The organism is Lysinibacillus sp. RC46 (genome assembly GCF_041262385.1).
Taxonomy (GTDB): domain Bacteria; phylum Bacillota; class Bacilli; order Bacillales_A; family Planococcaceae; genus Lysinibacillus.
Genome location: NZ_JBGCCF010000004.1, coordinates 44,775 through 67,776, shown reverse-complemented (window position 1 = coordinate 67,776; position 23,002 = coordinate 44,775). Strand labels below are relative to the sequence as shown.

Sequence of the window (23,002 nt, the reverse complement as noted above, 5' to 3'; positions counted from 1 at the left end):
TTATCTAAGGGGTTTATTTATTATCTAAAGGAGGGGTTATAATGGGAGAATTTATTTTTACAATAGCTTATGGAGGTTCACTTATTGTTTTGGGCTTTATTACAAGGAGTTATTTAAAAAAAATGGAACAGCTAGCTTCTCAACCAACTATACCTAAAAAAGTTGATAAGGCGGTGTAGTCGATGGTATTTATCATAGGGATCATTGTATCGTTTATTTTATATATTGCTATTGGTGCAATACTATCAAAAAACGTCAAAAATACGGAAGACTTTTATATATCTGGTCGAAGTGGATCAACGTTAATGGTTACAGGGACGTTAGTGGCATCCTTTTTAAGTACTGTATCTTTTATGGGGGAAGCCGGGTTTTCTTATGAAGGTTATCCGATTCCATTATTAATTCTAGTAATTTTTAATGGAAGTGGTTATATATTTGGAGTTTTTCTTTTTGGACGTTATTTAAGAAGAAGTAAATCTCTTACTGTTCCTGAGTACTTCGGGAATCGCTTTAATTCAAGAAAAGTTCGCTTAATTGCTGCGATTACAACAGTTATTGGTATTGCTGCATACTTAGTGGCAGTTACTCAAGGCTCATCTCTTCTATTGTCCGAAATATTCAATATCCCTTATGCCATAGCTATTGTGATTATGTGTATTGTCTTCGCCTCCTTTACGGTAATGTCAGGTGCAAAAGGTGTAATGGTTAATGACACGATCATGTTCTTTATTTTCTCGTTAGCAGCTTATGTGTCTTTTCCATTCATCATCAAAGCTACTGGCGGTTTCCCTGCTGCAATTATGAAAGCTGCTAATAATGTAGAAAAACCCAATATCTTTAGCTGGCACGGTGTTACCGGATCAGGCGCCTATATGGGGTCGCCAACTGATGTATTAATATGGGCAGTTATAATGGGACTCGTATGGGGTTCTGTAGTAGCGATTAGTCCATGGCAAAGCAGTCGATACTTAATGGCCAAAAATGAGCATGTAGCCATTCGTTCAGGTGTTTGGGCAACTATTTCGATTTTTACGATTTATATATTCTTACATTCTAGTATGGCGATGATCAACAATGTGAATTCCTCTATTCACCCTACGGAAAAAGTATTTATTTGGGCAGCAATGCATCTTGTCCCTTCTTGGCTTGGAGTAATCATTGTAAGCGGCATTATGGCAGCAGCTCTTTCATCATGTGCAACATTTTTACAACTTATCGGTAGTAGTATCGCTAATGATATCATTCAACCATTTAGTAAGAAGAAATATAGTGATCAGAAACTACTGAGTTTTAGTCGAATTTCAATGATTATGGTGACGCTTATCATTCTAATAATTGGTATATGGCAACCTCCTGCTGTCATGTGGATTGGCTATTTTGCAGCAACTCTTTTTGCAGCATCATGGGGACCTGTTGCTTTTTCAAGTGTATTTTCAAAAACTGTAACAAGTCTTGGTGCTTTCTGGAGCATTATTGCAGGTTTTTTAGGAGTAATTGCTGGAGAAGCGATCGGTACATTAATTAAGTTACCTATTTACCTCCATCCAGTAATTATAGGATTTATCCTTAGCTCTATTACTCTGTATGTAGTTTCTAAATTTGGTGTTATTACCGAGGAAGAAGTTTCATATCAACGAATGCTTCATCAACAACCAATGGAAGAAAATGAGAAACGAGAAATGGCAATTACAAAACGATACCCTACTTATTTAATCATAAGTGGAATCGCTGTCGTAATTATCACATTTGTTTTCTATTATTGGCCTATCTCACATGCTTAAAAGAAGGAGGATTTGCTATGTCAGTATTTAAATATTTATTTACACCTGTTGAAATTGGAAATACGACAATCAAAAATCGTATTTTATCAACAGCACATCAAACAAATCACGTATTGGACGGTATTCCTACAGATGATTTAATTGCTTATCATGTTACTCGTGCAAGAGGTGGTCTTGGTTTGATTATTTTAGAAGCTGGTGCAGTGCATTCGTCTGGTCTTTTAACGACACATACAATTGCTGCTTTTGATCCTAGTATTAAAGAAATCTATCGTAAGTTGATAGAGAAAGTTTCTCCATATGATACGAAAGTGTTTGCACAACTTTTTCACGGTGGACGTGAAATTGTGTCCAGTAATTATCGATCTGCTGCACTAGCTCCCTCTTCTATCCCAAGTCTGCGTTTTGGCACAATGCCACGGCCAATGTCAGTCTCAGAAATTCAAGAGGTGATCACAGGTTTTGCTAAGTCAGCGCGCAATGCAAAGGATGGCGGACTACACGGTGTTGAGGTTTGTTGTTCCCATGGGTATTTACCTGCACAATTTTGGAGTGAACAAACCAATAAACGCAACGATGAATATGGTGGAAGCTTTGAAAATCGTATGCGTTTTATAGTAGAAACAATACAAGCAATATGGGAAGAAGTTGGCGAAGATTTTACTGTAGGAATTCGAATGAGTTCTGATGAGATGACAATGGATGGATTAACTATTAAAGACTCCATTAAAATTGCAGAGTATTTGACGGATAAAGTTCGTGTTGATTTTATTAATATTACTGCTGGCGATTCCAGTACTTATGCAGGTTCTACTCACATTGTTCCGCCGGCTCCGATGAAACAGGCTTACTTGGCCCCTGATAGCTTTAAAATACGTCTAGAAGCAGCAGTCCCTGTGTTCGTTGGTTCACGAATTGTCGATCCGATTCAAGGTGAAAAAATTATTAGTAGTGGTCGAGCGGATATGGTTGGAATGACACGTGCTACTATTGTCGATCCTGATATGCCAAATAAGGCAAATAATGGTGAACATCAAATGATAAATGCTTGCATTGGTTGTCTACAAGCATGCATTGGACATTATCATAAAGATTTACCAATTGGTTGTGTTCAAAATCCACAAGTAGGTAACGAAGTATTCTTTGAGCGCGTTCTTCAGCAAAATAACCCTTCTAGAAAAGTACTAATTATTGGCGCTGGACCTGGTGGACTTGAGGCAGCCATAACTGCGGATACTATGGGTTATGATGTAACAGTGGTGGATCAATCGGATCGTATTGGTGGGTCGCTTAATTTGATGCTACTTGCCCCACAACGAAATGAAATGGCTTCAGCGATGCTCGATAATTTTTCACGCCAACTGGCATTGACTAATATCCAACTAAAGCTTAATACAAAGTTGTCTCCAAAGGAAATTGAAGATTTTAAGGCGGATGCAATTATTTGTGCAGTTGGTTCACGACCTTATATTCCTAATGTCGAAGGAGTAATGGATGAGAGAGTGATATTAATTGATGATGTATTTAAGAAAAACATTTTTAAAAAGAACGAAAAGGCAGTAGTATTTGATTTTAAAGGAGATTGGGCTGCGCTAGAGGCAAGCCTTTATTTAGCAGAAAAGGGTTGTCAAGTAACACTTGTTACTGCGCGTTTATATATTGCAGAAGATGTACATCAGTATTTACGAAATGAATATATGAAATACTTATACGAGGCAAATATCGAAATGATTACACATCACGATTTTGGTGGAATCTCGAAAGATGGAATTTACATGCGTAATCTATTTACACATGAGAAAAGATTAATAAATGCTGATCATGTTATTTTAGCTGTTGGAAGAATACCAAACACAGAACTGTTTGAGACAATAAAGAACATGGCTCCTTATGTAGCTCAAATTGGTGATTGTCTCGCACCAAGAACGATTGAAGAAGCAACGTTGGAAGGTTTAACAACTGTTACTCAAATTGAAGAACAAATAACTAATGCTTTGAATTTAAATAAATAGTTTAAACCTTGGTATCTTACAAACGTAAAACACTCTTATCTAAATATAGATAAGGGTGTTTTACATCTATTATTAAACTCCTTCTTTACAATAAGAATCTAAAATATTTGAATCATTAAGTCTCCCTCTTTTGTACCGATTGATTCGGGATGAAATTGCAAGCCAAATACCGGGATATTTCGTATGCTGAATGGCCATAATCTCTTGATCATCTTCAGCAATTGCTGCAATTTGTAGTTCAACCGTTAAAAAATTATGAATAAACTATTTATTTTATGTAAACTAAAACAAAAGAAGTGGAGGCTTTCCTATTGTTTGTGTATGGACAAGAACTTCTAGTTTTTTTAAATTATTGAGCCAAGAAATTTTAGACATGTACATTAAAAATAACGCTATGAGACGAATCGAGATTCAGTATCACGTACAGTTACCCATCTCGATCACTCTCACAGCGCACAATAAAAGCCTTCCATGTTTCACGATTTGACATAATTTAGGGTGAATACCTCCTTGATTTTCTACAACTATAGACTAAAGCTTTTCCTAATTTCTTCAATATTTAATACTAAGCGTATTTTTCGGTTTCACTTTAGTCTTCTATTAGATTTTGCAAGATCATAAACAATGCACCTATACTATTTCCTTTCAAAAACAAAAATTGGACTTATGAAACTGATTCAATTAATAAATTATTTGAACTTTTAACTAGAAAGTCACCTATTAAATAAACACTATATAGCATAATATAACAAGAATATTTGATACGAATCATACATATATTGATTTTAGTATTTCATTAAAACAGAAGTCTATTATTATCCTAATGATGGGATTATATTATAAGCGGAAATTTTCTATAAAGATAGGATGATGACAATTATTGAAAAATCGGTTCTTGCTATGGTTATTTTACGTGTATTGTCTGGAAGTATTGAAGTAAGTGCTGGATTGTTGATGCTAAAGTTGAATAATTTAGAAAAAGCATTCTATATTAATACAATGCTTGCTTTGGTTGGTCCAACAGTTTTAATCGTAACGACAGCAATTGCATTATTTGGACTAGCTGATAAAATTCCAGTGGCGAGAATCATTTGCCTATTTACAGGAATTACACTTATTCTTATTAGCTCACATATTAAGTAATAACGAAGTATTCCCGAAAAAAGTAATAAATCAAGTAGTTCAAAAAAATAAAATTCTCCAAAGAGTTTGTTTTACAATGGATGTTAATTAAATCCTAATAATGTTCAATAGTTTGCTGTAGCGTGTGACGACGCTACGTTTTTATGTATAAGTAATCTCTACTTGGACAAAGTGTATCGCACGTACTGATTCGGTTGTGGCGTTGGTTGACCGTCACATCCTCCCTCATTCAGGGTCAACTTAACTCAGTGATTTATAATTTCTTTTCTCGTATTGTTTAGTAACATTACACTGCATCAGGTAGTTTTCTACTTGAATAAAGAATGAATCTTTAAAGCAACTTCTTTCGGCTTAACATCGATCGTCAACATTTTTTCGACCTCTACCTATATTGGTAAATAAGTTCCTCTATCTTTGTTTTTGTCAGTGTCCTCTTCATCTTGCCCAGTTCCAAAATCACCTCCAATTATTTCCGATAAGAAAAAATATTGATTGCCATTAAATTTTACTTCTGCGATACAATCCTTGATCCTTACCTTTATACCTAACTCTTCTAGCGTTCTTGCTGCATCTGCTGGCTTAGGTTACATTTTTGTCTAACAATTGGAAGTGCAATTAATTGTTACGGTGAATATTTTATTCGTCTTAAGGAGAATCTAGATTAAACGATAATTAGTATTATTTAAACGAATAATTCCCTTTTGAACGATAAATTATAGGAAGCTTTCGATAATTAGGTATCTATATTATGTAAACTAAAATTATTTGGCGTGAAGGAGGGCTTAAATACGTCAATTCCCCATAATATCTGTACTTTTGTATATGGCCAAGAATGTCCAGACAACTAAAATTACTATTGAGGAGAGGATAAAAGAAATCAATAAATATCAAAAAGCATAAGCTTTTTACGCCTACGCTTTTTCAAAAATTAATGTTAAGACAACATCGTTATTCTTTTACAAGCTATTTTTGCTGCTGGAATTTCAACACCAGCACCAAGTGCTGTATCTACTGATTCTCCCCAAGAACCACTGCTAGCCTTTATTTCTTTCCCTGCTGTCAAAACTCCCTCTGCTACAATTTCAACACAATCATAATAGTCTGGATTAGGATTACTTTCAAGATACTGTGCAGCTAATTCGTCTGCTTTCTTTTGTATTGAAAGTCGACCTTGTTCAGCCAATGAACTAAAAATACTCTCAGCTTGCCCACCAAAATGTACTATTTCGTCGTTAATGTCTTGACCAGTACGATGTATTTCTCCCATTTCAGATGACATATATAGTCCTCCCAATCCTTGAAATTTGAACTTTTTAAGTTCACAAATATTTTATCCAACTGAGATTGATCTTATCCATCAACAACTATTTCTTTTTGGTAAGGCTTGAATAATAGCTGAGAAATATAATTTTTAATCATAATTAGGTTCCCATTCACGGATAAATTCTTTTGAATCATCTTCATCCCAATTTTTAACAATTTATATTTCAATCCTACTCGGACTCTCCGACAGTGCAGTCAGGGGAAATCACATCCCACTTTCCAAGCAGCGTCAAACCAGCTGCTTTAGCTAGGAATGTAGAGGCTTCGTTATCGAGCTGGCATCTATACTGTGGTTCGTACCCCTGCTCAAAGGCGTACTTGCAGATTGAACGTACCACTTTGCGAGCATGACCTTTTCCTCTAAAATGTGTCAGAGTCAGTACGCCGAGATCCGCAATTTGCACATCTTCTTCCCAAGGATACATGCTGGCAGCGCATACTAGGCGATTTTGCTCAAAAGAGCCGAATACCGCCCAGTGATCCAACTCGACATAAGCATCATCTAAGTCTTGTTCAGTAGCGGAAGACTCGAACTCTGAGAAAATCGCACCATCTTGCTCTTTTAATTGACGCAATGTACCTCCTAGGCTTTCTTGCAGCAAGACATTCTTTTCTCCTTCTGAAAAATAAAAAAGATAATCTGCGCCATGCAATGTGACTCCTGCTTCATTTAATTTCTGGCGGAAGATCAGCTCAGACAGTTCTTGTCCTTTAGTAAGGTCTAACTTTTCGGCCATCTCAGGCGACAAGACTGCCAAAATCCGGCCGTCAGTAGTTTCCAGCACCATGATCCGACTGTCTTCGCTCAGATCAGGGTTAATGGTGACCGTAAAGATTTCATCATTGTAGATAACGTCTCCGTTTAAAAATTGCGACTTCCAATAGTCAGTTATCGTTTGTGAAAATAAAGACATGCATATTGCCCCCTATAGTTAAAATTTTATTCAAAATACCATATTTTCTCTATTGCTTTCTAATCCTTTTTTCTAACTTCTTTTCATAGGTCCTTCACCTAATTCTAGTAAACATTTGCATCAAAATTGTAATTATTTAATCATGCACTCCAATTCTTTGAATTTTATCAACTAAGCATTTTTTCTGGAATTCACTCTAAAAAGACACCTAGAACGAATCAGTATTAATATAAAGCTTCACACAATGTGAAGCTCAAGTCTTTTCTGGATAAAAAATATGGACAGCCAATACAAGACGGTCGTGATGTTACGCCAACAAACTTCTTCACCACGTCTATCATAAGCAACAACTATCCTTCAAATTAGCAATTTTTATAGCTATACCTACTTCAGTGACATATTTATCGCTATCTAATGTAATAAACTCATCTGTATAATATTTTTCTATAAAAGGACCCTCTAAAAGATATCCATTTGAATGAGCCCAGTCATATAAGGCATTATAGGCATAATTAATATTGTCATAATTACCTATATGTATTGTATAGATATAATTTGTTTCCTCAAAAAATTTTATTCTAGTATCTTTTAATTCCTCTTCTACTATTATTGGTTGACATACTTCTATATCATATCGAGAATAATCCCCATCCTTCATTGAATGAAAAATCGCAAAATGTTTGCCGTTCAAAATTGGATCTCAATAAAATGGTGACTACTATTCTTTGTCTCACTAATTTCATTTATGAAAAATGGACAATTCTATATAATAGATGAGGATACAAGACAAAAATCTATTTAAATGTGGGGTGTATAAATAATAAATTGTTCCATTTTAAATTTATATGTTTATCCTCAAAATGGAATTTTTTTAATTATGCAACTAATGCACCCTTTAAACTAATAAAGATATCCTAATAAATCGATCTTGCCATTTTATTTTGCCTACTTCTTTAATTCTCATCTCCTTATGTGGTGCCCTTCACTATTCTAAAATTTAGCCTTTTTTTGAATAAGCATTTACTTAAACAGTATATCCCTTGAATGTATACAGTTTTTCAAATAACTTTAGTCCTTTTAAAAAAGCGTTCCTGTTTATTACAGAAACGCTCTTTAGTTTAAGATGCCGACCACAAGTTAACATTCTATTAAGATATGTAAATAACTCGAAAAAACAATTAGAGGATATTCCTCTGAGCTTTTTGATTCTTTCCTTCTTAAACTAGTTCACAATTTTCATTAATACTAGAATAAAGCACTTACAATTAGAGAGATGCACTCTAATAACAAGTAATGGACGACTTAGATGCTCGATTTTCTTATGACTAGCTCTGCCAATAATAAATTAAGAATAAAGGCCGACCAAACTGCAAACGTATAAGACAAACCATATTGAAGACCAACACCATAATGAAAAATCGCCATAATTAAGTAAATCGTTAAATTAGCAAACGTTAAAAAGAAGCTTCTTAGTACCCAATTTCGATGTTGTCTCACTTGCCCTTTTCGTATAAAACGATAACCATTTATCGTCGTAAGCAACCAGAGTGTATTTAAGATTAAAAAGCCAATGACACTCCACACTCCCCCATTTGCATAAAACGATACATAATAACCTGGAATTATATTGAATACAATTGCTACTACATAGATGCGGCCATTCCACCGGTGTAGCACAGGCCTCTTCTTTCTAATACTTTCCGAAAGACCTAATGGACCGGTAATCAAAGTAATAATTGCTAAGACAATATGCAGTTGAATCGTAACGGCCCATAAATCTACATTTGGAAGTTCTACTTCCTTGTTCAAAAGCAATGTCGAGAAGGTCGGGTCGACCATAAAATTCTTAGATGCTGTATGCAAAATCCACATCACAGCAATAACAGATAGACTAATGACTAAACCTTGTCTACTTCTCATTTGTTACTTCCTCTCCATTTGTAAGAGCGACCGTAAAAATCATACCTTCACTAGGTTGAGAAAGATATTTTCCCATGGTAATTCTACGATTTTTTGGACAATAGACTGTCCTAGCTGTTACCTTTTTTCTGTCGATTACTTGAGCGGTCACTTTTATAAAATTGTTCAAAGATCCGATTTGTACTTCTTCGGTCATACCAATTCCGGTATACTTAATCTTTAAAACTATAGCAAAAATTAATAATATTGAAGACTTAACTCACATTAATACTTGAAAGTGGTCATGATCAGATACCTTTTACCTCAATCCCCCCCTCATACTACTATTTAGAAGGTACTGATTTATCTGTGATTTATACATCGGGCTCCCGTTTTGCAAACTCTTGTAACATTCCTCTTATTTGTTCTACCAATAAAGTAGGTGCTTTCTTTGGTGAACCCGCGTCAAACGGAGGTTGAGGATCGTATTCCAAAATTAGTTGAACACCTTTACTCATATCTTCTCCTAACTCCCAAGCTATTAATTGGAGTGCCATATCAATACCAGAGGAGACACCAGCTGCTGTAACGATTTTGCCCTGACGAACCACTCTCTCATCGGTTGGAATGGTTCCAAGTGATTTGAGCAGGTCGAAGGATCCCCAATGACCAGTTGCTTTGGTTCCATTTAACAAGCCTGCGGCGCTCAAAATCAAAGATCCGTTACAAACTGACGTAGTCCATTTTGAAGTTTCATGTATTTGGCGAATCCAATTTAACGTTTCTTTGTCATTCATTGGAGCTCTATAATTTGGCGGACTGCAACCTGGAACAACAAGAATATCAGTTGAAGTAACTTCAGAAAAACTGTAATCTGCATGCAAATAACCCATATTTGAGTCCAGTTTAATTAACCCTTTTTTCTTAGCGACAAACTTCACTTCATAGTTCATTGAAGCAGCAAATACCTCGTATGGACCAATTGCATCTAATGCTGTGATTCCATCGAAAAGCATAATTGCGATTTTCATAATGATTTCTCCTTAGTTTAATTAAATTTGTTTTTCATATTAATTTCATGATATGTATCGATGATATTGTAAGAAAGTTATATGTTAATCAAATAGTATTTCTAATACCAGCTCCTATTAGTGAATTTCACAAAGAGACCATTCAGTCTCTTTTAATATAACTTACTATATGTTAATGTACAACTAATACATGTTACAAATTCTCAACAATAATAAGTAATGGAGGATATCATGCGAAAAGGTGAACAAACACGAAAGCACATCATCCTAAAATCGGCAGAATTATTTAATCAGAAAGGGTATGCTGGCTGTTCAATGAATGACATTATGGAGGCTACAGGACTGCAAAAAGGGGGAATTTATCGCAATTTCAAAAGTAAAGATGAGATTGCTTTAGAGGCGTTTGATTACGCTATTGATACTGTCTCACAACATTTTTCTGAAGCATTACACGAAACTAATACAGTATCAGAAAAAATCGGTGCTTTTTTTAATGTATATGAAGATGTAATAAATAATCCACCAATAAAAGGGGGATGTCCGTTGCTGAATACTGCCGTAGACAGTGATGATACCAATCCACAATTAAGAGAAAAGGCACTTCGTGTTTTCCATACATATCTCGAAATGATTGAAGAGATTATCGAAGAAGGTATTCAAAACGGAGAGTTAAAGCCTAATATCGATACAAAGGCGGTTGCCTCCTTTATTGTTGCAATTTTTGAGGGAAGTATTATGGCTAGCAAACTAGAAAGAAATAATATACATGTTGCCTACAGTAAGCAGCAGATACTGCATTATTTATCTATGCTACAAACTGACGCATATATATAAAGATTTTGATCTGTTTTTTTAAAACTGTACTGATAGGAATAAAATCTAGACTATGATCCTAATTACATGTATCTCGGCTGTCCCTCTAAAAAAGTCGATTCCTTTCCTTAACGAACAGAAGTCGTTTGTTTAATTTCATAGATGCTTATACCACTAAGTAAAGGTTGTTCTCTCAAGTCATGGCAGTACAACTTCTGCTGCATACCGTACAGCCCATTCCAAAAATCCAATAATACATTTGATATTTATCAGTCTCTATATGTTTTGGGTTGATACGGTTTGCTAAATTATCTTCGAGTGGAATAAACATTTGTTTAGCGACGGTTGGTGAAGTAGTCGGTGCTTCTACAGGGGTATTGCAGGAATCTTGATTTTGAACTATCACAACACCTCTTTATTTCTTGATTATTTTTATCAGCATGATTATTTGAATTACAATATTTATCTGCCATCCCTATCCCTCTAATCTATATGTTTAGCACAACATGCAACATCAGATTAAACATCTTCTAATACGATATTAAACATTTCAAGTAACTCTCGAATGCGCTCATTTCTCAAGCTATAATAACAGTATTTTCCTTCGTTTCGACCCCAAGCTATGTGTTGCGAAATATTTGAATGATTGCCTTTATCTGCGAAGCGGTTTTTTCCCTATCTTTAATACATTCTAAAATTTGAAGTCGTACCTTATTTGAAAATCATGTATTAGTTTAATTTTTAAATCGATAGAATTATGTGTCATAAATTCTCCTCCAATTCATATTAGATAGAACTAATATATGTATCAAAATTATTTCAAAAAAGTAGGCAGTTTATGCTGTCACCTATTAAATACAGCAACATTCTTATACATTAACTTGTCCCTAATATGTGTTAAAACATTTAAAAAACTCTGATCATAATTGATGAAAACTACTTGACGTGTGAGAAGGAGTTGTTATAATGACGTTATTATATGAATATATGAACATATATTAATTTAAAGTAGGATGTGGGATAAAGATTGGTGCTGGGCAAGCTGGATTAAGTATGGGGTATTATTTGCAACAAGGAGGCTCTAATTTTGTAATACTTGATGGAGAAAAAAGACTTGGAGATTCATGGAGAAAAAGGTATGATTCCTTGGTCCTGTTTACACCTAAATCGTATAGTTCACTGCCAGGGATGAAATTAGAAGGAGATAAAAACGTATTGCCTACAAAAGATGAAATCGCGGATTATCTTGAAGCATATGCTAACCGTTTTTTGTTACCGGTGAAAATGGAGACAACTGTACATAAAGTACAAAAAATAAAGAATACATTTGAAGTCACTACTGATAAGGGGATATTTCATTCCAAACATGTTATTATCGCATCTGGTGCTTTTCAGAAACCGTTCATTCCTTCAATTTCCCAAAGTCTTTCACAAGAGGTGTTTCAAATTCATTCTTCCCAGTATCAATCACCGGAGATGATTCCAGATGGTCCAGTTCTAGTGATTGGAGGAGGAAATTCTGGTACGCAAATTGCGACTGAACTCGCAGAAAATCGTGAAGTAACCATTGCTATTAGCCATTCATTTAAACTTTTACCACTTAGTATTATAGGCAAAAGCATTTTTTACTGGTTAGAAAAGATTGGTCTCTTATATGCAGGAACTGATACAAGGCGCGGATCATGGTTCCGAAAACAAAGTGATCCTATTTTTAGCCTTGAATTAAAGCATCTGATTCGTAAAGAAAAAATTAATATTAAACCAAGAGTCATACAAACACAAGGAAGAGAGATAACTTTTAGCGATCATAGCAAAAAAAACGTGCAAAATATTATTTGGTCAACAGGATTTGTTCCTGACTACAAATGGATCGACATAGAGGGAGTTTCAGATGCAAAAGGTTTTCCTCTTCATAAAAGAGGTGTAAGTCCAATACAAGGGTTATATTATATAGGATTACCGTGGCAACATCAAAGAGGATCAGCACTTATTTGTGGAGTAGGAAAAGATGCTGAGTTTTTATATTCAGTTCTGAAAAAGATGATTTAAGTTTATCAATTTCGCCTTGGCGTAATTGATAATGGCTTCCCCACCCCATATTAGTTTCATTAATATTCACTTCTTGCGCCATTAACATATACAAAATCCCAAGGAAAAGACGACCACAGCTTTTCCTTGGGATACTCTTTTTCCGTCAAGGTTTATACGAATAAGCAAAACCACCTCAATTGCATTGGAGTACATATTTGGAGGGAATTTAGTATAAGTTTAAGAAAAAAATATCATTGGCTTTACTATTTTAAATGTTCACATGATTGCTATTTTAATCATAGACCTAGCAAATGTAACATCATTCGAATGGCCATCTACTTGTTTAGCGATAGTAGGAATCATTATGAGCTAATTTAGAGCGAGCTGAAGGCCGTTTAGCACCTAGGAATATGGCTATGATTAGTTGCTAGCAACTACAGGTATGCGGCGTTCGGAGCTTGTTGAATTAACTTAGGGTCAATTAAATACTGATAATGCAGTTGTACATACACTTGTAGATATTTCCTCCATCAGATTGGTAGATTAGTCCAACTTGTGTTTTTGCCGAGATTTGATGTAATGTTTACTAAATAATTCAAAAAAATCAGGATCGAACGATGTTACCGACAACATTCTATTTTTTATTACGAATTACTACTTTTTCTTCTTCTCCTTCCCATTTAATTTGAATAGGTACGCTATTAGGAAGGGCATCACACGGTCCACCGCAGTTTACATGAATTTCAAATTCCTCTTGGTTTTTAAATTCGCCATCGCCAAATGTTGGGTTGTGTGAAGATTCATATATTTCATATTTAAAATTTAATGGTTTATTCTCTTCCCCAATATAAGAAATAATATAACGCCTGTTGCTATCCATTTCGCTTACCATTTTTACATACCAATTATCACTTTTCCCTTCAAAATATTGTTTTTTAAATTCTGACTGACTTGTTTTTTCATTTGTACAAGCACCAAGTATCATCATTATTACAAGACATCCAACGAGCAATATAATTTTCTTAATGTCTACTCCAAAAGAATGTCTATTCATAATTGGCCATCACCCTTCCAGATGGGAGAAATAAGTACTATTACTGGCTCTATGCTGTATGAAAAGCAGCTTTGCAATAAGGTCAACTGAATGTTCTCTTTCGTTCTACTTACTGTAAAAATTTATATTTCAGATAGATTTAAATGTACTGAATAACTACATTTCTTTATTTATATGTCATGCATACCTCATTTAAAATCTCAAAACAGAAAGTTAACACAATGTTTGCTAATGTATTAGCACATTTTATTCGAATAATCCCCCTTTTGAACGAAACCATCCGAAAATTAGAAGGTTATGACCAAGATATTTATATTATGTATACTGAAATTATTGTGTGAAAGAATGCTTCGTCAACTACCCATACTATCTATACTTTTCGACTTGCAATCTATATGACCTTGATGGATCTACAACAGCTATTTAACTATTTAGAACGCAACTAATCACGTTTTTCTTAATGTTTAAATTGTTAGCAGCAACAGGTCTGAGGCGATCTGAACTAGTTTCATTAACCTGGGAACAAGTTGATTGGGTTAATGAAACGATTCGAATTGATGGAAAAGGGAAAAAGAATGTATATTGCCCCTTCATCCCGCTTCTGGTATTCTACAAAGCTTCTTTAAGAGCATATCAGAACCTGTTTTCCTAAATAAATATCGTCAAGCATTAGATCCGCGGGGTTTACATGTTATCTTTAAAGATGCGTCGAAAAAGGTAGACCTTCCACCTACCCGCTTCACGCTACATCACTTAAGGCATACTTGTGCAACATTGATATTACACCAAAATAAAGAATACGTTGATTTACGAATACTACAAGAATTACTCGGCCATGAAAGTATTACATCAACGCAAGTCTATTCACATGTTGAGTACGAACAGAAAAAGAAAGCAATTGATTCTTTTCGATTATATTGATTTATTCCCTTTAAATAAGAGCTAATTACCCAATTACGGGTAGTTAGCTCTTATGAAAATTATCGTAACCGTTAAAATGCGTGGGATAATTTAGGTTGATAATGAATAGTTGTTAACTGTGGTAGCTAAGGATAATTTAAGCTTGTTGAAGGTTCCTAGTTGAGGTTCTTAAAAAGTGCGTCATTAATACTTTAATCGTTTCATGAGGATCCCCCACGGCATCTTTACTTAAATAATGGCTATATTATTACAGATTTTCCGAACGAGAAAGCCTATGCAGGGTGTAGCCCGTCTTTCGATTATATTAGTTTCACACGCGATAGTTCGTTAATTACCTTGTGTCTGGATTTTTGTCATCGATTGTCTCTAATTATATATATCACTTCAATTCCCCCTCATACCAAAATTACTATTTATAACGCTAGGGTTCGAAACCCTTCTGGCTAATAAAAAGTTCATCTTCCGAAAAATACTGCCGCATTCGTTTATAAACCATTTGATAGACGGATGGATGATACCATTCTTCCATTTCCAGATTTCTATATAACGCTTGTAAGCCCATCTTGTGTGTGCGTTTACCACCACTGCCGTCCCCCATAAAATAATCGTCGATACATACTCGGTTAACTAAGGGACGCAATATTTCTGCAAATCTCTCGCTACTTGGTAAAACGGGTGCGATGGCAACCTGTGTAGGAATACCGAATTCAGCAAGCAGTTGGAGTGTTTTAAGCCTTGCTGGAATAGGCGGAGCATAGGGCGTAAAATGCTTGCGAATATCTTCTCTATCGGTCTCTACTGTCATACTTACCCGAACTTTATCTTTAAAATGTTGCAGCAAATCGATATCTCGACTTACGAGTGGGCTTCTCGTCTGTACAAATAGGAAGTCAGGGGGATTTTCTACCATAACTTCTAGTAAAGATCGCGTCACTTTTTCCTTATGCTCTATTGGTTGATACGGGTCAGTACTTGATGACATAAAAATAGTTACATTCCCTTTGGTTTTGGCGCGATGGAGCTCCTTTTTTAATAAATTTGCAGCTCCGTTTTTAACATCGACCCAATTTCCCCATTCTCCTTCTCGAAAAAGAGATACAGGCATTTCACGTACATAACAATAGGAACACCCAAATGAACAGCCTGTATAAGGATTTAGTGAATGAGTATATCCGGAAAGAAAGCCAGTCCCTTTATTCAAAATGGTTTTCGGATTTTTATAGAATATTTCACTGTTCATGACGGAACCTCCATTCATTGTGCGTCAATAATTACCCATTGCTAGATGAAGCTCGCTTTTCTAGATCCAGTAGCCGTGTCTTCATTTCTAAACCTCCCCGATAGCCAGTTAATGAGCCATTCTTTCCTATTACACGATGGCACGGTATAGTAATTAATACCGGATTAGCCCCAATAGCCGCTCCTACAGCACGAACAGCTGCTGGTTTATTTATATCATTTGCAATGTCGGAATAGGATTTCATCTGTCCATAAGGAATTTCACAAAGTGCATTCCAGACTGCTAGCTGAAATTGCGAACCTACGTACTCAAATGGAACAGTAAAAGCTTTCCGTTCTCCTTCTAGATACTGAGTGATTTCAACGACATAGGGTTCAAGCTTTTTATCATCTTCAACAAGAGGACTTCCTGGAAAGCGTTTCTTAGCCCATTCGAACAATTCCTCGAATGGTTTGTTCTGTGAACCTACAAACACAAGCCCCTTTGAAGTTGAAGCAATATAAAAATTCCAATCCTTAAACTTTAGTAAAGACCAATAAAGGGTTGGTTTATTCTTTGTTTCCATTGTACTTTTCCTCCATTTTACTCATTTGACGAAATTGTGCTGGTGTCTGTCCAGTTTTCTTTTTAAATAAAGTAATAAAATATGGCGCGTTAGCTATACCTACACATATGGCGATATCTCCAATCGCTTTATTTGTCTGAATCAAATACTTTTTAGCCGCGTGTACTCTAACTTGTTGTATATATTCAACCGGCGTAATACCTTTAATCTTTTTAAATGTTCGATGCATATGATACGGACTCCCGTGACAAATAGTTGCTAACGATTCTAGCGTTAATTTTTCTGTGAAATTTTTATCAATGTATTCAGTAATTAAATTAACCCACTCGCTATCAGGCAGATTTTCATTAGTGGGCTTGCAACGTTTACAAGGGCGAAAATTTGCGCGGAGGGCTTGTTCTGCGTTTGAAAAAATACATACATTTTCTTTTTTCGGAACGCGGGATTTACAGGATGGTTTACAAAATATCCCTGTCGACTTTACAGCGTAGAAAAATTGATTATTGTACGCTGCATCATTATTTAGTATTGCTTGCCACTTTTCATCTGTTATCATTTCTACATCATTTGAAATTCGATAATCATGTCTCTCTATATGTCCGTTATTGATACTATCCGGCATTTATCTCACCTCTCCTTACAATATACTTCCTATGAATTCAGAATGTACAATTCTGGGTATGAAATAGCAAGATATTGAAGTTTAATTTTTATCCCGCATTAACGGGCTGTAAGACTCCCACCTCAAAACATAGAGAAATCGGAGAAGTTTAGGTGGGAGATGAACAGCCCGTAAAAGCCCGATTGGTTTAACTAATGATCAGTGGGGGATGAAGAGACCCCCCACTGATCAAAGTTTCACTTTATTTAGAATCGTGAAAAATGATTCCAAGACCGTATCGTTCTCCAGAAGTAATCGTGCTTACTCCGTGACGAACCGTATTTTTATAATATCCTTTTTTCCCTAGAACAGGTCTATGGTTCGTAGGAAAGACCAGCGCACTGCCTTGTTCCAAAGTAATGACATGTCCCCTACTCTGAGCACGAGGAATTTGTTCCACTAATAGAGATTCTCCACCACAAAAATCTTTATCCCGTTGATTTAATACAAATACTACTTGAAACGGGAAAAATATATCGCCATATAAATCTTGATGCAAACAATTAAACCCGCCTGTTTCATACTTTAATATTAAAGGTGTCGGTCTAGTTTGTTCATATTCTTCACAGGTGTTCAGAAAATCTTGAAGATGATCTGGAAACTGTTCGGTTTTCTTTAAATAACCTAACCATCGATTGGCTGTTTTGGCCAATTCTAAATAGAAGGACTCTCTTAAACGTTGGATGATTTCAGGTAATGGATAGGAAAAATATTTGTACTCTCCATTCCCAAAGCGATATCTCGTCATATTGATGGTCGTTCTGTATGACTCTTCCTCACAATACGATTCTATGAAGAATTCACATTCCTCTTTTGTTAAAATCGCTGGAAGCTTTGCAAATCCTTGCTCATCTAATTCATTTTGAATGGAATCCCAATTTAAGTTTTCGACACGTGTTTTTATATCTTGGACCATCTTTATCCACTCCTATTTAGCATTCTTGATAACTAACACTATAACCTCATAAATAGAAAAAAATAAGGTGTTTAGAATGTAATAGCAAGATAACAAAATTAGTAGAGATTATTATGTGATAAAGTAAAATTACATTAGAAAATCATAATAAGGTTAGGAGAACGAAAAAATGACATGGCATGAAATCAATGATGATATTGTCATTACATTACCTGATACTTTCGACATGAATGCAAACCTTGGCTATCTAACAAGGGAAAAAAATGAATGCATGTATGAAATAGAGAACGATATCATTACAAAAGTTATAGCAATTGGGGAAATTCGTTCTTTAGTACAGGTAAGCGTAATCAATAATAAACAAATGGTTGTTCAATTCCTAAATGATTCTAGACCTATTGAAAAGTGGCAACGGGAAGCGATTGTAAAATATATTCATGAGTGGTTTGATCTTGATAACGATTTAACGCCGTTTTATGAAATGGCCAAAGCAGACCCCTTACTTAAAATGCCTGCCCGAAAATTTTATGGATTGCGAGTTGTCGGCATTCCTGATTTATTTGAAGCTTTATGTTGGGGAGTTTTAGGGCAACAAATTAACTTAGCCTTCGCGTACTCCTTAAAGAAGCAATTTGTAGAAGGATTTGGCGATTCTATCGAATGGAATGGCAAAAAGTATTGGGTGTTCCCATCGTACGAACGAATTGCACAGTTAACACCTCCCGACCTAGCACATATTAAAATGACTGTAAAGAAAAGTGAATATATCATTGGAATCGCCAAATTAATGGCAAGTGGAGAATTATCAAAGGAAAAATTAATGACAATGAACTTTAAAGATGCTGAAAAAAACTTGATTAAAATACGAGGAATCGGTCCTTGGACAGCCAATTATGTTCTAATGCGCTGCCTCAGGTTCCAGACAGCTTTTCCTATCGATGATGTGGGTCTTATTAATTCGATAAAAATATTACGTAATTTGAACCGAAAGCCTACAAAAGAAGAAATCTTAGAAATATCGTTGCCATGGAAAAACTGGGAATCATACGCTACCTTTTATTTATGGCGTGTCCTTTACTGAATAGTTACAACTTAAAGCGGAATGTACTCAATAAAAAGAGAATGAACTTTAAAACCAATCTTGTTGACCGACCTAATGAGGCATTAATCTTTCTCCTCATAGCTTTCCATTCCCAATTGTATTCCTCTAGTTGTGTTTCTAATTCATACAAAAATATACCCTGCAGGTAGACTTTTTTTTGTGTCTACTCTGCAGGGTACACTTTAAAATAACTCAAGGCATGATCTTTTTACATAATCACAGAGCAGGTTTCTTTATCCCCGTAGCAACTTGTAATACCCAATGAGAGAGATCATTACAGTAAGCAGCAACAGAGTAATAAAGACCGGTAAAGAGGCGCCGCCAGGCACGAGTGTGCTAACCAGCATGATGAAGCCGCCTGCTACATATACCCGACCCATGAAAAGGTGAGACTTACGAATTTCGATCCCAGTATTGGTATCGTATACGGAAGTAGCCAGGCTGGAGCCTATATTCCCTCTCATTCTCGGAATAAAATTACCAATCACAATGAACACAGCACCTGTAACTAGAGGAGCAATAATATCCACGTTAAAAGGATTACCCATGCCATAGGCCAATACCAGACCGTGAACTGGCAGAAGGATAAGAATAACACCGTTCAGAATCGCATTAACCGGTTCAACAGAGCGCGGGCTTTTTTTATTCAATCCAAGCCTCTGTATCAATGCCATGCAGACAAACACAAGAATCATCATTACGGGAATCATGCTTACAATAAACTCTCTGGGAGTAGCGTTAGAATCACTTTGATACTTTGAAGCGGAAATAATATTTTCAGGAAGCTGTGGGTAGCTCCATATACTTGCTATCACAGCTATAATGAAAATTAACAACGAAAACAAATACTTTTTCATAAATTTTCCTCTCCCTTTCCCTTGCTTTTATTGAATTGCATAAACCACTTCATTACTTCCTGTAATACAGACGTATTGATGGAGTAAACAACATGCTGCCCTTGCCTTTCGTCCCATACCAATCCACCTTGCTTGAGCAAGCTAAGATGATGAGAGATTGCAGGCTTTGTCATCTGAAAATGATCGGCAATTTCCCCAGCCGTTAAATCCTTATCCATGAGTAGATCAAGAATTTTGCGTCGGGTTGGGTCGGAGAGTGCTTTGAATGTAAGATTTAACGTCATATTATCACCTCCCTTTCTTATACAATTTAAACATTTAAATAATTATTTAATAATTAAATTAAACCACGCCTTAACTTTTTTTGTCAATATGCAAACAACCAGATATGACCAATAAATTGTTCAACCGTTCGAATATGAATTTGTACAGGATATACTTCATACCTTCCGCAAACAGATTATTTATAGCACTTTGCAGCTGATACTGCTTGCAGTGATAGTCGCTCCCTCCGTGAATTTAGAGTGGTTATTCTTTTTCTACCACTTCCCCAAATGTCCACAGTGTAAAGGTTCTTTTTGATGCAAACTTTAGGAGTATAGAATGAATTTATCTTTTTTTACAAAAAAACCTCACTTCATTGAAGAAAGTGAGGTTGATTGTCCAATAAATTACTTTGATAGACGATTTGTGATTTCTAGACGTCAATAAAAATATTTATTAAATTTTACTAAATGGTAAATACAATTCTACTGTCGTCCCTATTCCCTCTTTACTTGTAATTTTAATTTCACCTTTATACAATTTCATAATCCTATTTGCAATGCTTAGTCCTAAACCAGAGCCTTCTGTTTTTCTAGTTCTTGCTTTATCCACTCTGTAAAATCGTTCAAAAATATTATGAAGTTCTTCCTTAGGTATTCCAATTCCATAATCTTTTACACGTATAATGACATGTTGTGGATCCTTTTCTATAAATACATCAATTTGATCCTTACTATATTTCATTGCATTATCCAGCAAAATAATAAGAAGCTGTTTAATTTTTAATTCATCCGCAAGTATAACAATTGGATCTTCTCTATAATGTAATAATATTTCAGTCTGCTCTTAACAATTCTCTTAGTGTTATTAATAGTGCAAATAAATAAAAATTTTAGGGAATCGCAAATCGCGGTTCCCATTTTTTCATTGAAGAAGCGAGTAAACTAATTTATCAATCGTCCCCGATTACTACCTCTAGTCACTCAAGAGAGACGCCAGATTATCGAGCGTATCGGACCATCTGTCGTACACGTACTGATCACCAGAATGACCGGCCAATCTGTGTAGGTGGAAACTCATCTCGGTGCGGTCGCCGTGTGCTGTGAGGGTTAGAGTCACGACAGGAGAGTTCTCGATGGGAGCATCAGGATAACCCCAGATAAAGACGAACCGTTCGAATTGTACAACGTCGAGGACCATCAGGATAATCCTGATAGTTCTGATACAAAGTGATACAAAGTGTATAAAAAAGAAGTAAGGGAACAAGCATCTTGCTTCTTCCCTTACACTAGTTTAAAACGGATATTTTCTTCTTTCTTTTTGAATAGAAACCCATTTCATCGTTGTAAACTCTTCAAGTGTCCACTCGCCACCAAATCGTCCAATGCCAGAAAATTTCTCTCCACCAAAAGGAAGAGTTGGTTCAACGTTCACCGGCTGATCATTAACATGTGCCGTACCACACTCGATTTCTCTTGCAATTTTTTCTTCTCGTTCTATATCAGAAGTAAAAACAGCTCCACCTAATCCATACTCTGTATCATTCGCCGCATCTATAGCCTCCTGCTCTGTATCGAATGGAATAATCAAAGCAACAGGTCCGAAAATTTCATTTTGAGCGATGGTCATCTTATTCGTAACATCTGTCAGGATAAAAGGAGTAAGAACATTCCCTACTCGTTTTCCTTCTAGCGCAAAATTCGCCCCCTCTTTTTTCGCAGTATCTACAAGTTTTAGAATTCTCTCAATTTGTTTTTCGTTAATAATAGGTCCAATAATTGTAGACGGATTCTTTGGATCACCATAAGGGAGCTCTGATACTCTTTTCACAAATAAACGATTAATACTCATACAAACTTGTCCTTGGTGAATAAACTTTCCAAATACAGCAGCATCCACTGCTTGTTTAATATCCGCATCTTCTAAAATAATACATGGACTATTTCCCCCTAATTCAAGCGATACTTTTTTTAGGTTTTTCCCAGCAATAGATCCTATATGGCGACCTACTGGAGATGATCCAGTAAAGGATACAACCTGCGGAATTGGATGTTCAACAAGGTAATCACCAATTTCCGTGATGTTCGTAATTTTATTTTCATGTGAACGATAACGCTCTTTTTTACGAAAATAGAATGATTTTGTACAGAAGAGCTGTTATATTGTTCCGTTGTTGCTGTCACTGTCAGTTGTTCAACGTCTGTAGCTGTTCCTTCTGATACTGATTTAATAGTCTCTATTGATTCATTAAATTTATGAGCTCCCTGGTCTTTCCTATATTGATGATTAAAAGCGCAAGAAAGCATAGCAAGTTCTTAAGAAATTCTTCATAAATAACCTACCTAATTATTAATAATTTCCATTTACAATAACAAAGGTCGACAATATTACCTAAAATTAAGCCAAAGGAATTAATAGTAATGAAATATAAAATGGTCTCTTTTTTCTTGTAGAACGCAAAATATCAAAATAAAT

General features: G+C 35.5%; 25 protein-coding genes. 9 read left to right on the top strand and 16 right to left on the bottom strand.

Annotation, left to right across the window (positions count from 1 at the left end; translation table 11 throughout):
- Nucleotides 1-41 precede the first annotated feature (41 nt).
- The 3 genes from ABH966_RS05180 to ABH966_RS05170 are packed head-to-tail and all read left to right on the top strand — an operon-like array spanning nucleotide 42 to nucleotide 3,793.
- Nucleotides 42-179: a hypothetical protein gene (locus ABH966_RS05180; RefSeq protein WP_370076394.1), complete on the top strand. Its 138-nt coding sequence runs from the start codon at nucleotides 42-44 to the stop codon at nucleotides 177-179.
- 3 nt (nucleotides 180-182) lie between these two features.
- Complete coding sequence (locus tag ABH966_RS05175; protein ID WP_370076392.1) at nucleotides 183-1,781, top strand: sodium:solute symporter family protein; 1,599 nt, start codon at nucleotides 183-185, stop codon at nucleotides 1,779-1,781.
- A 17-nt stretch (nucleotides 1,782-1,798) separates the two neighbouring features.
- Complete coding sequence (locus tag ABH966_RS05170) at nucleotides 1,799-3,793, top strand: oxidoreductase (protein WP_370076390.1); 1,995 nt, start codon at nucleotides 1,799-1,801, stop codon at nucleotides 3,791-3,793.
- A 98-nt stretch (nucleotides 3,794-3,891) separates the two neighbouring features.
- Here ABH966_RS05170 and ABH966_RS05165 read toward each other — a convergent pair whose 3' ends face one another.
- Complete coding sequence (locus tag ABH966_RS05165) at nucleotides 3,892-4,005, bottom strand: glutamine amidotransferase-related protein (RefSeq protein WP_370076388.1); 114 nt, start codon at nucleotides 4,003-4,005, stop codon at nucleotides 3,892-3,894.
- A gap of 655 nt (nucleotides 4,006-4,660) precedes the next feature.
- Here ABH966_RS05165 and ABH966_RS05160 point away from each other — a divergent pair.
- Entirely contained in the window at nucleotides 4,661-4,936 is a 276-nt protein-coding gene (locus tag ABH966_RS05160; protein WP_068984284.1) for a YqhV family protein, read from the top strand.
- A 934-nt stretch (nucleotides 4,937-5,870) separates the two neighbouring features.
- On the opposite strand, the gene ABH966_RS05155 is transcribed toward ABH966_RS05160, so the two are convergent.
- The 5 genes from ABH966_RS05155 to ABH966_RS05135 all read right to left on the bottom strand — a co-directional run bounded on the left by ABH966_RS05155 (nucleotide 5,871) and on the right by ABH966_RS05135 (nucleotide 10,103).
- A complete protein-coding gene (locus ABH966_RS05155) occupies nucleotides 5,871-6,215 on the bottom strand; it encodes a hypothetical protein (RefSeq protein WP_370076385.1) in 345 nt (114 codons plus the stop codon).
- Between the two features lie 214 nt (nucleotides 6,216-6,429).
- Entirely contained in the window at nucleotides 6,430-7,173 is a 744-nt protein-coding gene (locus ABH966_RS05150; RefSeq protein WP_370076383.1) for a GNAT family N-acetyltransferase, read from the bottom strand.
- A gap of 337 nt (nucleotides 7,174-7,510) precedes the next feature.
- Nucleotides 7,511-7,864, bottom strand: coding sequence for a GyrI-like domain-containing protein (locus ABH966_RS05145; protein WP_370076381.1), 354 nt, complete (start codon nucleotides 7,862-7,864; stop codon nucleotides 7,511-7,513).
- 611 nt (nucleotides 7,865-8,475) lie between these two features.
- The gene (locus tag ABH966_RS05140; protein ID WP_370076379.1) at nucleotides 8,476-9,093 is read right to left on the bottom strand and encodes a DUF2306 domain-containing protein; all 618 of its coding nucleotides are present in this window, start codon (nucleotides 9,091-9,093) and stop codon (nucleotides 8,476-8,478) included.
- Nucleotides 9,094-9,446: 353 nt separating this feature from the next.
- Entirely contained in the window at nucleotides 9,447-10,103 is a 657-nt protein-coding gene (locus tag ABH966_RS05135; protein WP_370076377.1) for a DJ-1/PfpI family protein, read from the bottom strand.
- Nucleotides 10,104-10,334: 231 nt separating this feature from the next.
- Here ABH966_RS05135 and ABH966_RS05130 point away from each other — a divergent pair, with 231 nt between their 5' ends.
- Nucleotides 10,335-10,937 (top strand): TetR/AcrR family transcriptional regulator, encoded by a 603-nt coding sequence (locus ABH966_RS05130; protein ID WP_370076375.1) that lies wholly within the window; start codon nucleotides 10,335-10,337, stop codon nucleotides 10,935-10,937.
- Nucleotides 10,938-11,936: 999 nt separating this feature from the next.
- Nucleotides 11,937-12,965: a flavin-containing monooxygenase gene (locus ABH966_RS05125; protein WP_370076667.1), complete on the top strand. Its 1,029-nt coding sequence runs from the start codon at nucleotides 11,937-11,939 to the stop codon at nucleotides 12,963-12,965.
- 616 nt (nucleotides 12,966-13,581) lie between these two features.
- On the opposite strand, the gene ABH966_RS05120 is transcribed toward ABH966_RS05125, so the two are convergent.
- On the bottom strand, nucleotides 13,582-14,001 hold the full coding sequence (locus ABH966_RS05120; protein ID WP_370076373.1) for a hypothetical protein: 420 nt from the start codon (nucleotides 13,999-14,001) through the stop codon (nucleotides 13,582-13,584).
- 460 nt (nucleotides 14,002-14,461) lie between these two features.
- On the opposite strand from ABH966_RS05120, the gene ABH966_RS05115 reads away from it, so the two are divergent.
- Complete coding sequence (locus ABH966_RS05115) at nucleotides 14,462-14,653, top strand: tyrosine-type recombinase/integrase (RefSeq protein ID WP_370076371.1); 192 nt, start codon at nucleotides 14,462-14,464, stop codon at nucleotides 14,651-14,653.
- Nucleotides 14,584-14,922, top strand: a complete 339-nt coding sequence (locus ABH966_RS05110; protein ID WP_370076369.1) for a tyrosine-type recombinase/integrase — start codon at nucleotides 14,584-14,586, stop codon at nucleotides 14,920-14,922. The genes ABH966_RS05115 and ABH966_RS05110 overlap by 70 nt, the downstream gene beginning before the upstream one ends.
- A 421-nt stretch (nucleotides 14,923-15,343) precedes the next feature.
- Here ABH966_RS05110 and ABH966_RS05105 read toward each other — a convergent pair whose 3' ends face one another.
- The 4 genes from ABH966_RS05105 to ABH966_RS05090 form a co-directional block, all read right to left on the bottom strand.
- Entirely contained in the window at nucleotides 15,344-16,162 is an 819-nt protein-coding gene (locus ABH966_RS05105) for an SPL family radical SAM protein (protein ID WP_370076367.1), read from the bottom strand.
- Nucleotides 16,163-16,193: 31 nt separating this feature from the next.
- Entirely contained in the window at nucleotides 16,194-16,727 is a 534-nt protein-coding gene (adaB, locus tag ABH966_RS05100) for a methylated-DNA--[protein]-cysteine S-methyltransferase (RefSeq protein ID WP_370076365.1), read from the bottom strand.
- Nucleotides 16,711-17,349 carry a bifunctional transcriptional activator/DNA repair enzyme AdaA gene (locus tag ABH966_RS05095; RefSeq protein WP_370076363.1) on the bottom strand — a complete coding sequence of 213 codons (639 nt, stop codon included), beginning with the start codon at nucleotides 17,347-17,349 and terminating at the stop codon, nucleotides 16,711-16,713. Before ABH966_RS05095 ends, adaB begins: the two co-directional genes overlap by 17 nt.
- A 241-nt stretch (nucleotides 17,350-17,590) precedes the next feature.
- Nucleotides 17,591-18,304 (bottom strand): 2OG-Fe(II) oxygenase, encoded by a 714-nt coding sequence (locus ABH966_RS05090; RefSeq protein WP_370076361.1) that lies wholly within the window; start codon nucleotides 18,302-18,304, stop codon nucleotides 17,591-17,593.
- Nucleotides 18,305-18,473: 169 nt separating this feature from the next.
- Between ABH966_RS05090 and ABH966_RS05085 the strand changes: the two genes are divergently transcribed.
- Nucleotides 18,474-19,385, top strand: a complete 912-nt coding sequence (locus tag ABH966_RS05085; protein ID WP_370076359.1) for a DNA glycosylase — start codon at nucleotides 18,474-18,476, stop codon at nucleotides 19,383-19,385.
- A gap of 254 nt (nucleotides 19,386-19,639) precedes the next feature.
- On the opposite strand, the gene ABH966_RS05080 is transcribed toward ABH966_RS05085, so the two are convergent.
- The 5 genes from ABH966_RS05080 to ABH966_RS05060 all read right to left on the bottom strand — a co-directional run bounded on the left by ABH966_RS05080 (nucleotide 19,640) and on the right by ABH966_RS05060 (nucleotide 22,600).
- Nucleotides 19,640-20,263 carry an SdpI family protein gene (locus ABH966_RS05080; RefSeq protein WP_370076357.1) on the bottom strand — a complete coding sequence of 208 codons (624 nt, stop codon included), beginning with the start codon at nucleotides 20,261-20,263 and terminating at the stop codon, nucleotides 19,640-19,642.
- On the bottom strand, nucleotides 20,260-20,547 hold the full coding sequence (locus ABH966_RS05075) for an autorepressor SdpR family transcription factor (protein ID WP_370076355.1): 288 nt from the start codon (nucleotides 20,545-20,547) through the stop codon (nucleotides 20,260-20,262). The genes ABH966_RS05080 and ABH966_RS05075 overlap by 4 nt, the downstream gene beginning before the upstream one ends.
- Before the next feature lie 436 nt (nucleotides 20,548-20,983).
- A complete protein-coding gene (locus ABH966_RS05070) occupies nucleotides 20,984-21,307 on the bottom strand; it encodes a sensor histidine kinase (protein WP_370076665.1) in 324 nt (107 codons plus the stop codon).
- A 195-nt stretch (nucleotides 21,308-21,502) separates the two neighbouring features.
- Nucleotides 21,503-21,727: an SRPBCC family protein gene (locus ABH966_RS05065; protein ID WP_370076353.1), complete on the bottom strand. Its 225-nt coding sequence runs from the start codon at nucleotides 21,725-21,727 to the stop codon at nucleotides 21,503-21,505.
- Between the two features lie 93 nt (nucleotides 21,728-21,820).
- Nucleotides 21,821-22,600 (bottom strand): aldehyde dehydrogenase family protein, encoded by a 780-nt coding sequence (locus ABH966_RS05060; protein WP_370076663.1) that lies wholly within the window; start codon nucleotides 22,598-22,600, stop codon nucleotides 21,821-21,823.
- Between the last annotated feature and the right edge of the window lie 402 nt (nucleotides 22,601-23,002).

What these genes read in the sequence shown, in the direction of transcription:
- ABH966_RS05175 (WP_370076392.1), top strand. Translation starts at nt 183, where the DNA reads ATGGTATTTATCATAGGGATCATTGTATCGTTTATTTTATATATTGCT.
- ABH966_RS05130 (WP_370076375.1), top strand. Translation starts at nt 10,335, where the DNA reads ATGCGAAAAGGTGAACAAACACGAAAGCACATCATCCTAAAATCGGCA.
- ABH966_RS05150 (WP_370076383.1), bottom strand. Translation starts at nt 7,173, where the DNA reads ATGTCTTTATTTTCACAAACGATAACTGACTATTGGAAGTCGCAATTT.
- ABH966_RS05105 (WP_370076367.1), bottom strand. Translation starts at nt 16,162, where the DNA reads ATGAACAGTGAAATATTCTATAAAAATCCGAAAACCATTTTGAATAAA.
- ABH966_RS05065 (WP_370076353.1), bottom strand. Translation starts at nt 21,727, where the DNA reads ATGGTCCTCGACGTTGTACAATTCGAACGGTTCGTCTTTATCTGGGGT.
- ABH966_RS05170 (WP_370076390.1), top strand. Translation starts at nt 1,799, where the DNA reads ATGTCAGTATTTAAATATTTATTTACACCTGTTGAAATTGGAAATACG.
- ABH966_RS05075 (WP_370076355.1), bottom strand. Translation starts at nt 20,547, where the DNA reads ATGACGTTAAATCTTACATTCAAAGCACTCTCCGACCCAACCCGACGC.
- ABH966_RS05080 (WP_370076357.1), bottom strand. Translation starts at nt 20,263, where the DNA reads ATGAAAAAGTATTTGTTTTCGTTGTTAATTTTCATTATAGCTGTGATA.
- ABH966_RS05085 (WP_370076359.1), top strand. Translation starts at nt 18,474, where the DNA reads ATGACATGGCATGAAATCAATGATGATATTGTCATTACATTACCTGAT.
- ABH966_RS05120 (WP_370076373.1), bottom strand. Translation starts at nt 14,001, where the DNA reads ATGAATAGACATTCTTTTGGAGTAGACATTAAGAAAATTATATTGCTC.
- ABH966_RS05095 (WP_370076363.1), bottom strand. Translation starts at nt 17,349, where the DNA reads ATGCCGGATAGTATCAATAACGGACATATAGAGAGACATGATTATCGA.
- adaB (WP_370076365.1), bottom strand. Translation starts at nt 16,727, where the DNA reads ATGGAAACAAAGAATAAACCAACCCTTTATTGGTCTTTACTAAAGTTT.
- ABH966_RS05155 (WP_370076385.1), bottom strand. Translation starts at nt 6,215, where the DNA reads ATGTCATCTGAAATGGGAGAAATACATCGTACTGGTCAAGACATTAAC.
- ABH966_RS05115 (WP_370076371.1), top strand. Translation starts at nt 14,462, where the DNA reads ATGTTTAAATTGTTAGCAGCAACAGGTCTGAGGCGATCTGAACTAGTT.
- ABH966_RS05090 (WP_370076361.1), bottom strand. Translation starts at nt 18,304, where the DNA reads ATGGTCCAAGATATAAAAACACGTGTCGAAAACTTAAATTGGGATTCC.
- ABH966_RS05165 (WP_370076388.1), bottom strand. Translation starts at nt 4,005, where the DNA reads ATGATCAAGAGATTATGGCCATTCAGCATACGAAATATCCCGGTATTT.
- ABH966_RS05180 (WP_370076394.1), top strand. Translation starts at nt 42, where the DNA reads ATGGGAGAATTTATTTTTACAATAGCTTATGGAGGTTCACTTATTGTT.
- ABH966_RS05160 (WP_068984284.1), top strand. Translation starts at nt 4,661, where the DNA reads ATGATGACAATTATTGAAAAATCGGTTCTTGCTATGGTTATTTTACGT.
- ABH966_RS05140 (WP_370076379.1), bottom strand. Translation starts at nt 9,093, where the DNA reads ATGAGAAGTAGACAAGGTTTAGTCATTAGTCTATCTGTTATTGCTGTG.
- ABH966_RS05135 (WP_370076377.1), bottom strand. Translation starts at nt 10,103, where the DNA reads ATGAAAATCGCAATTATGCTTTTCGATGGAATCACAGCATTAGATGCA.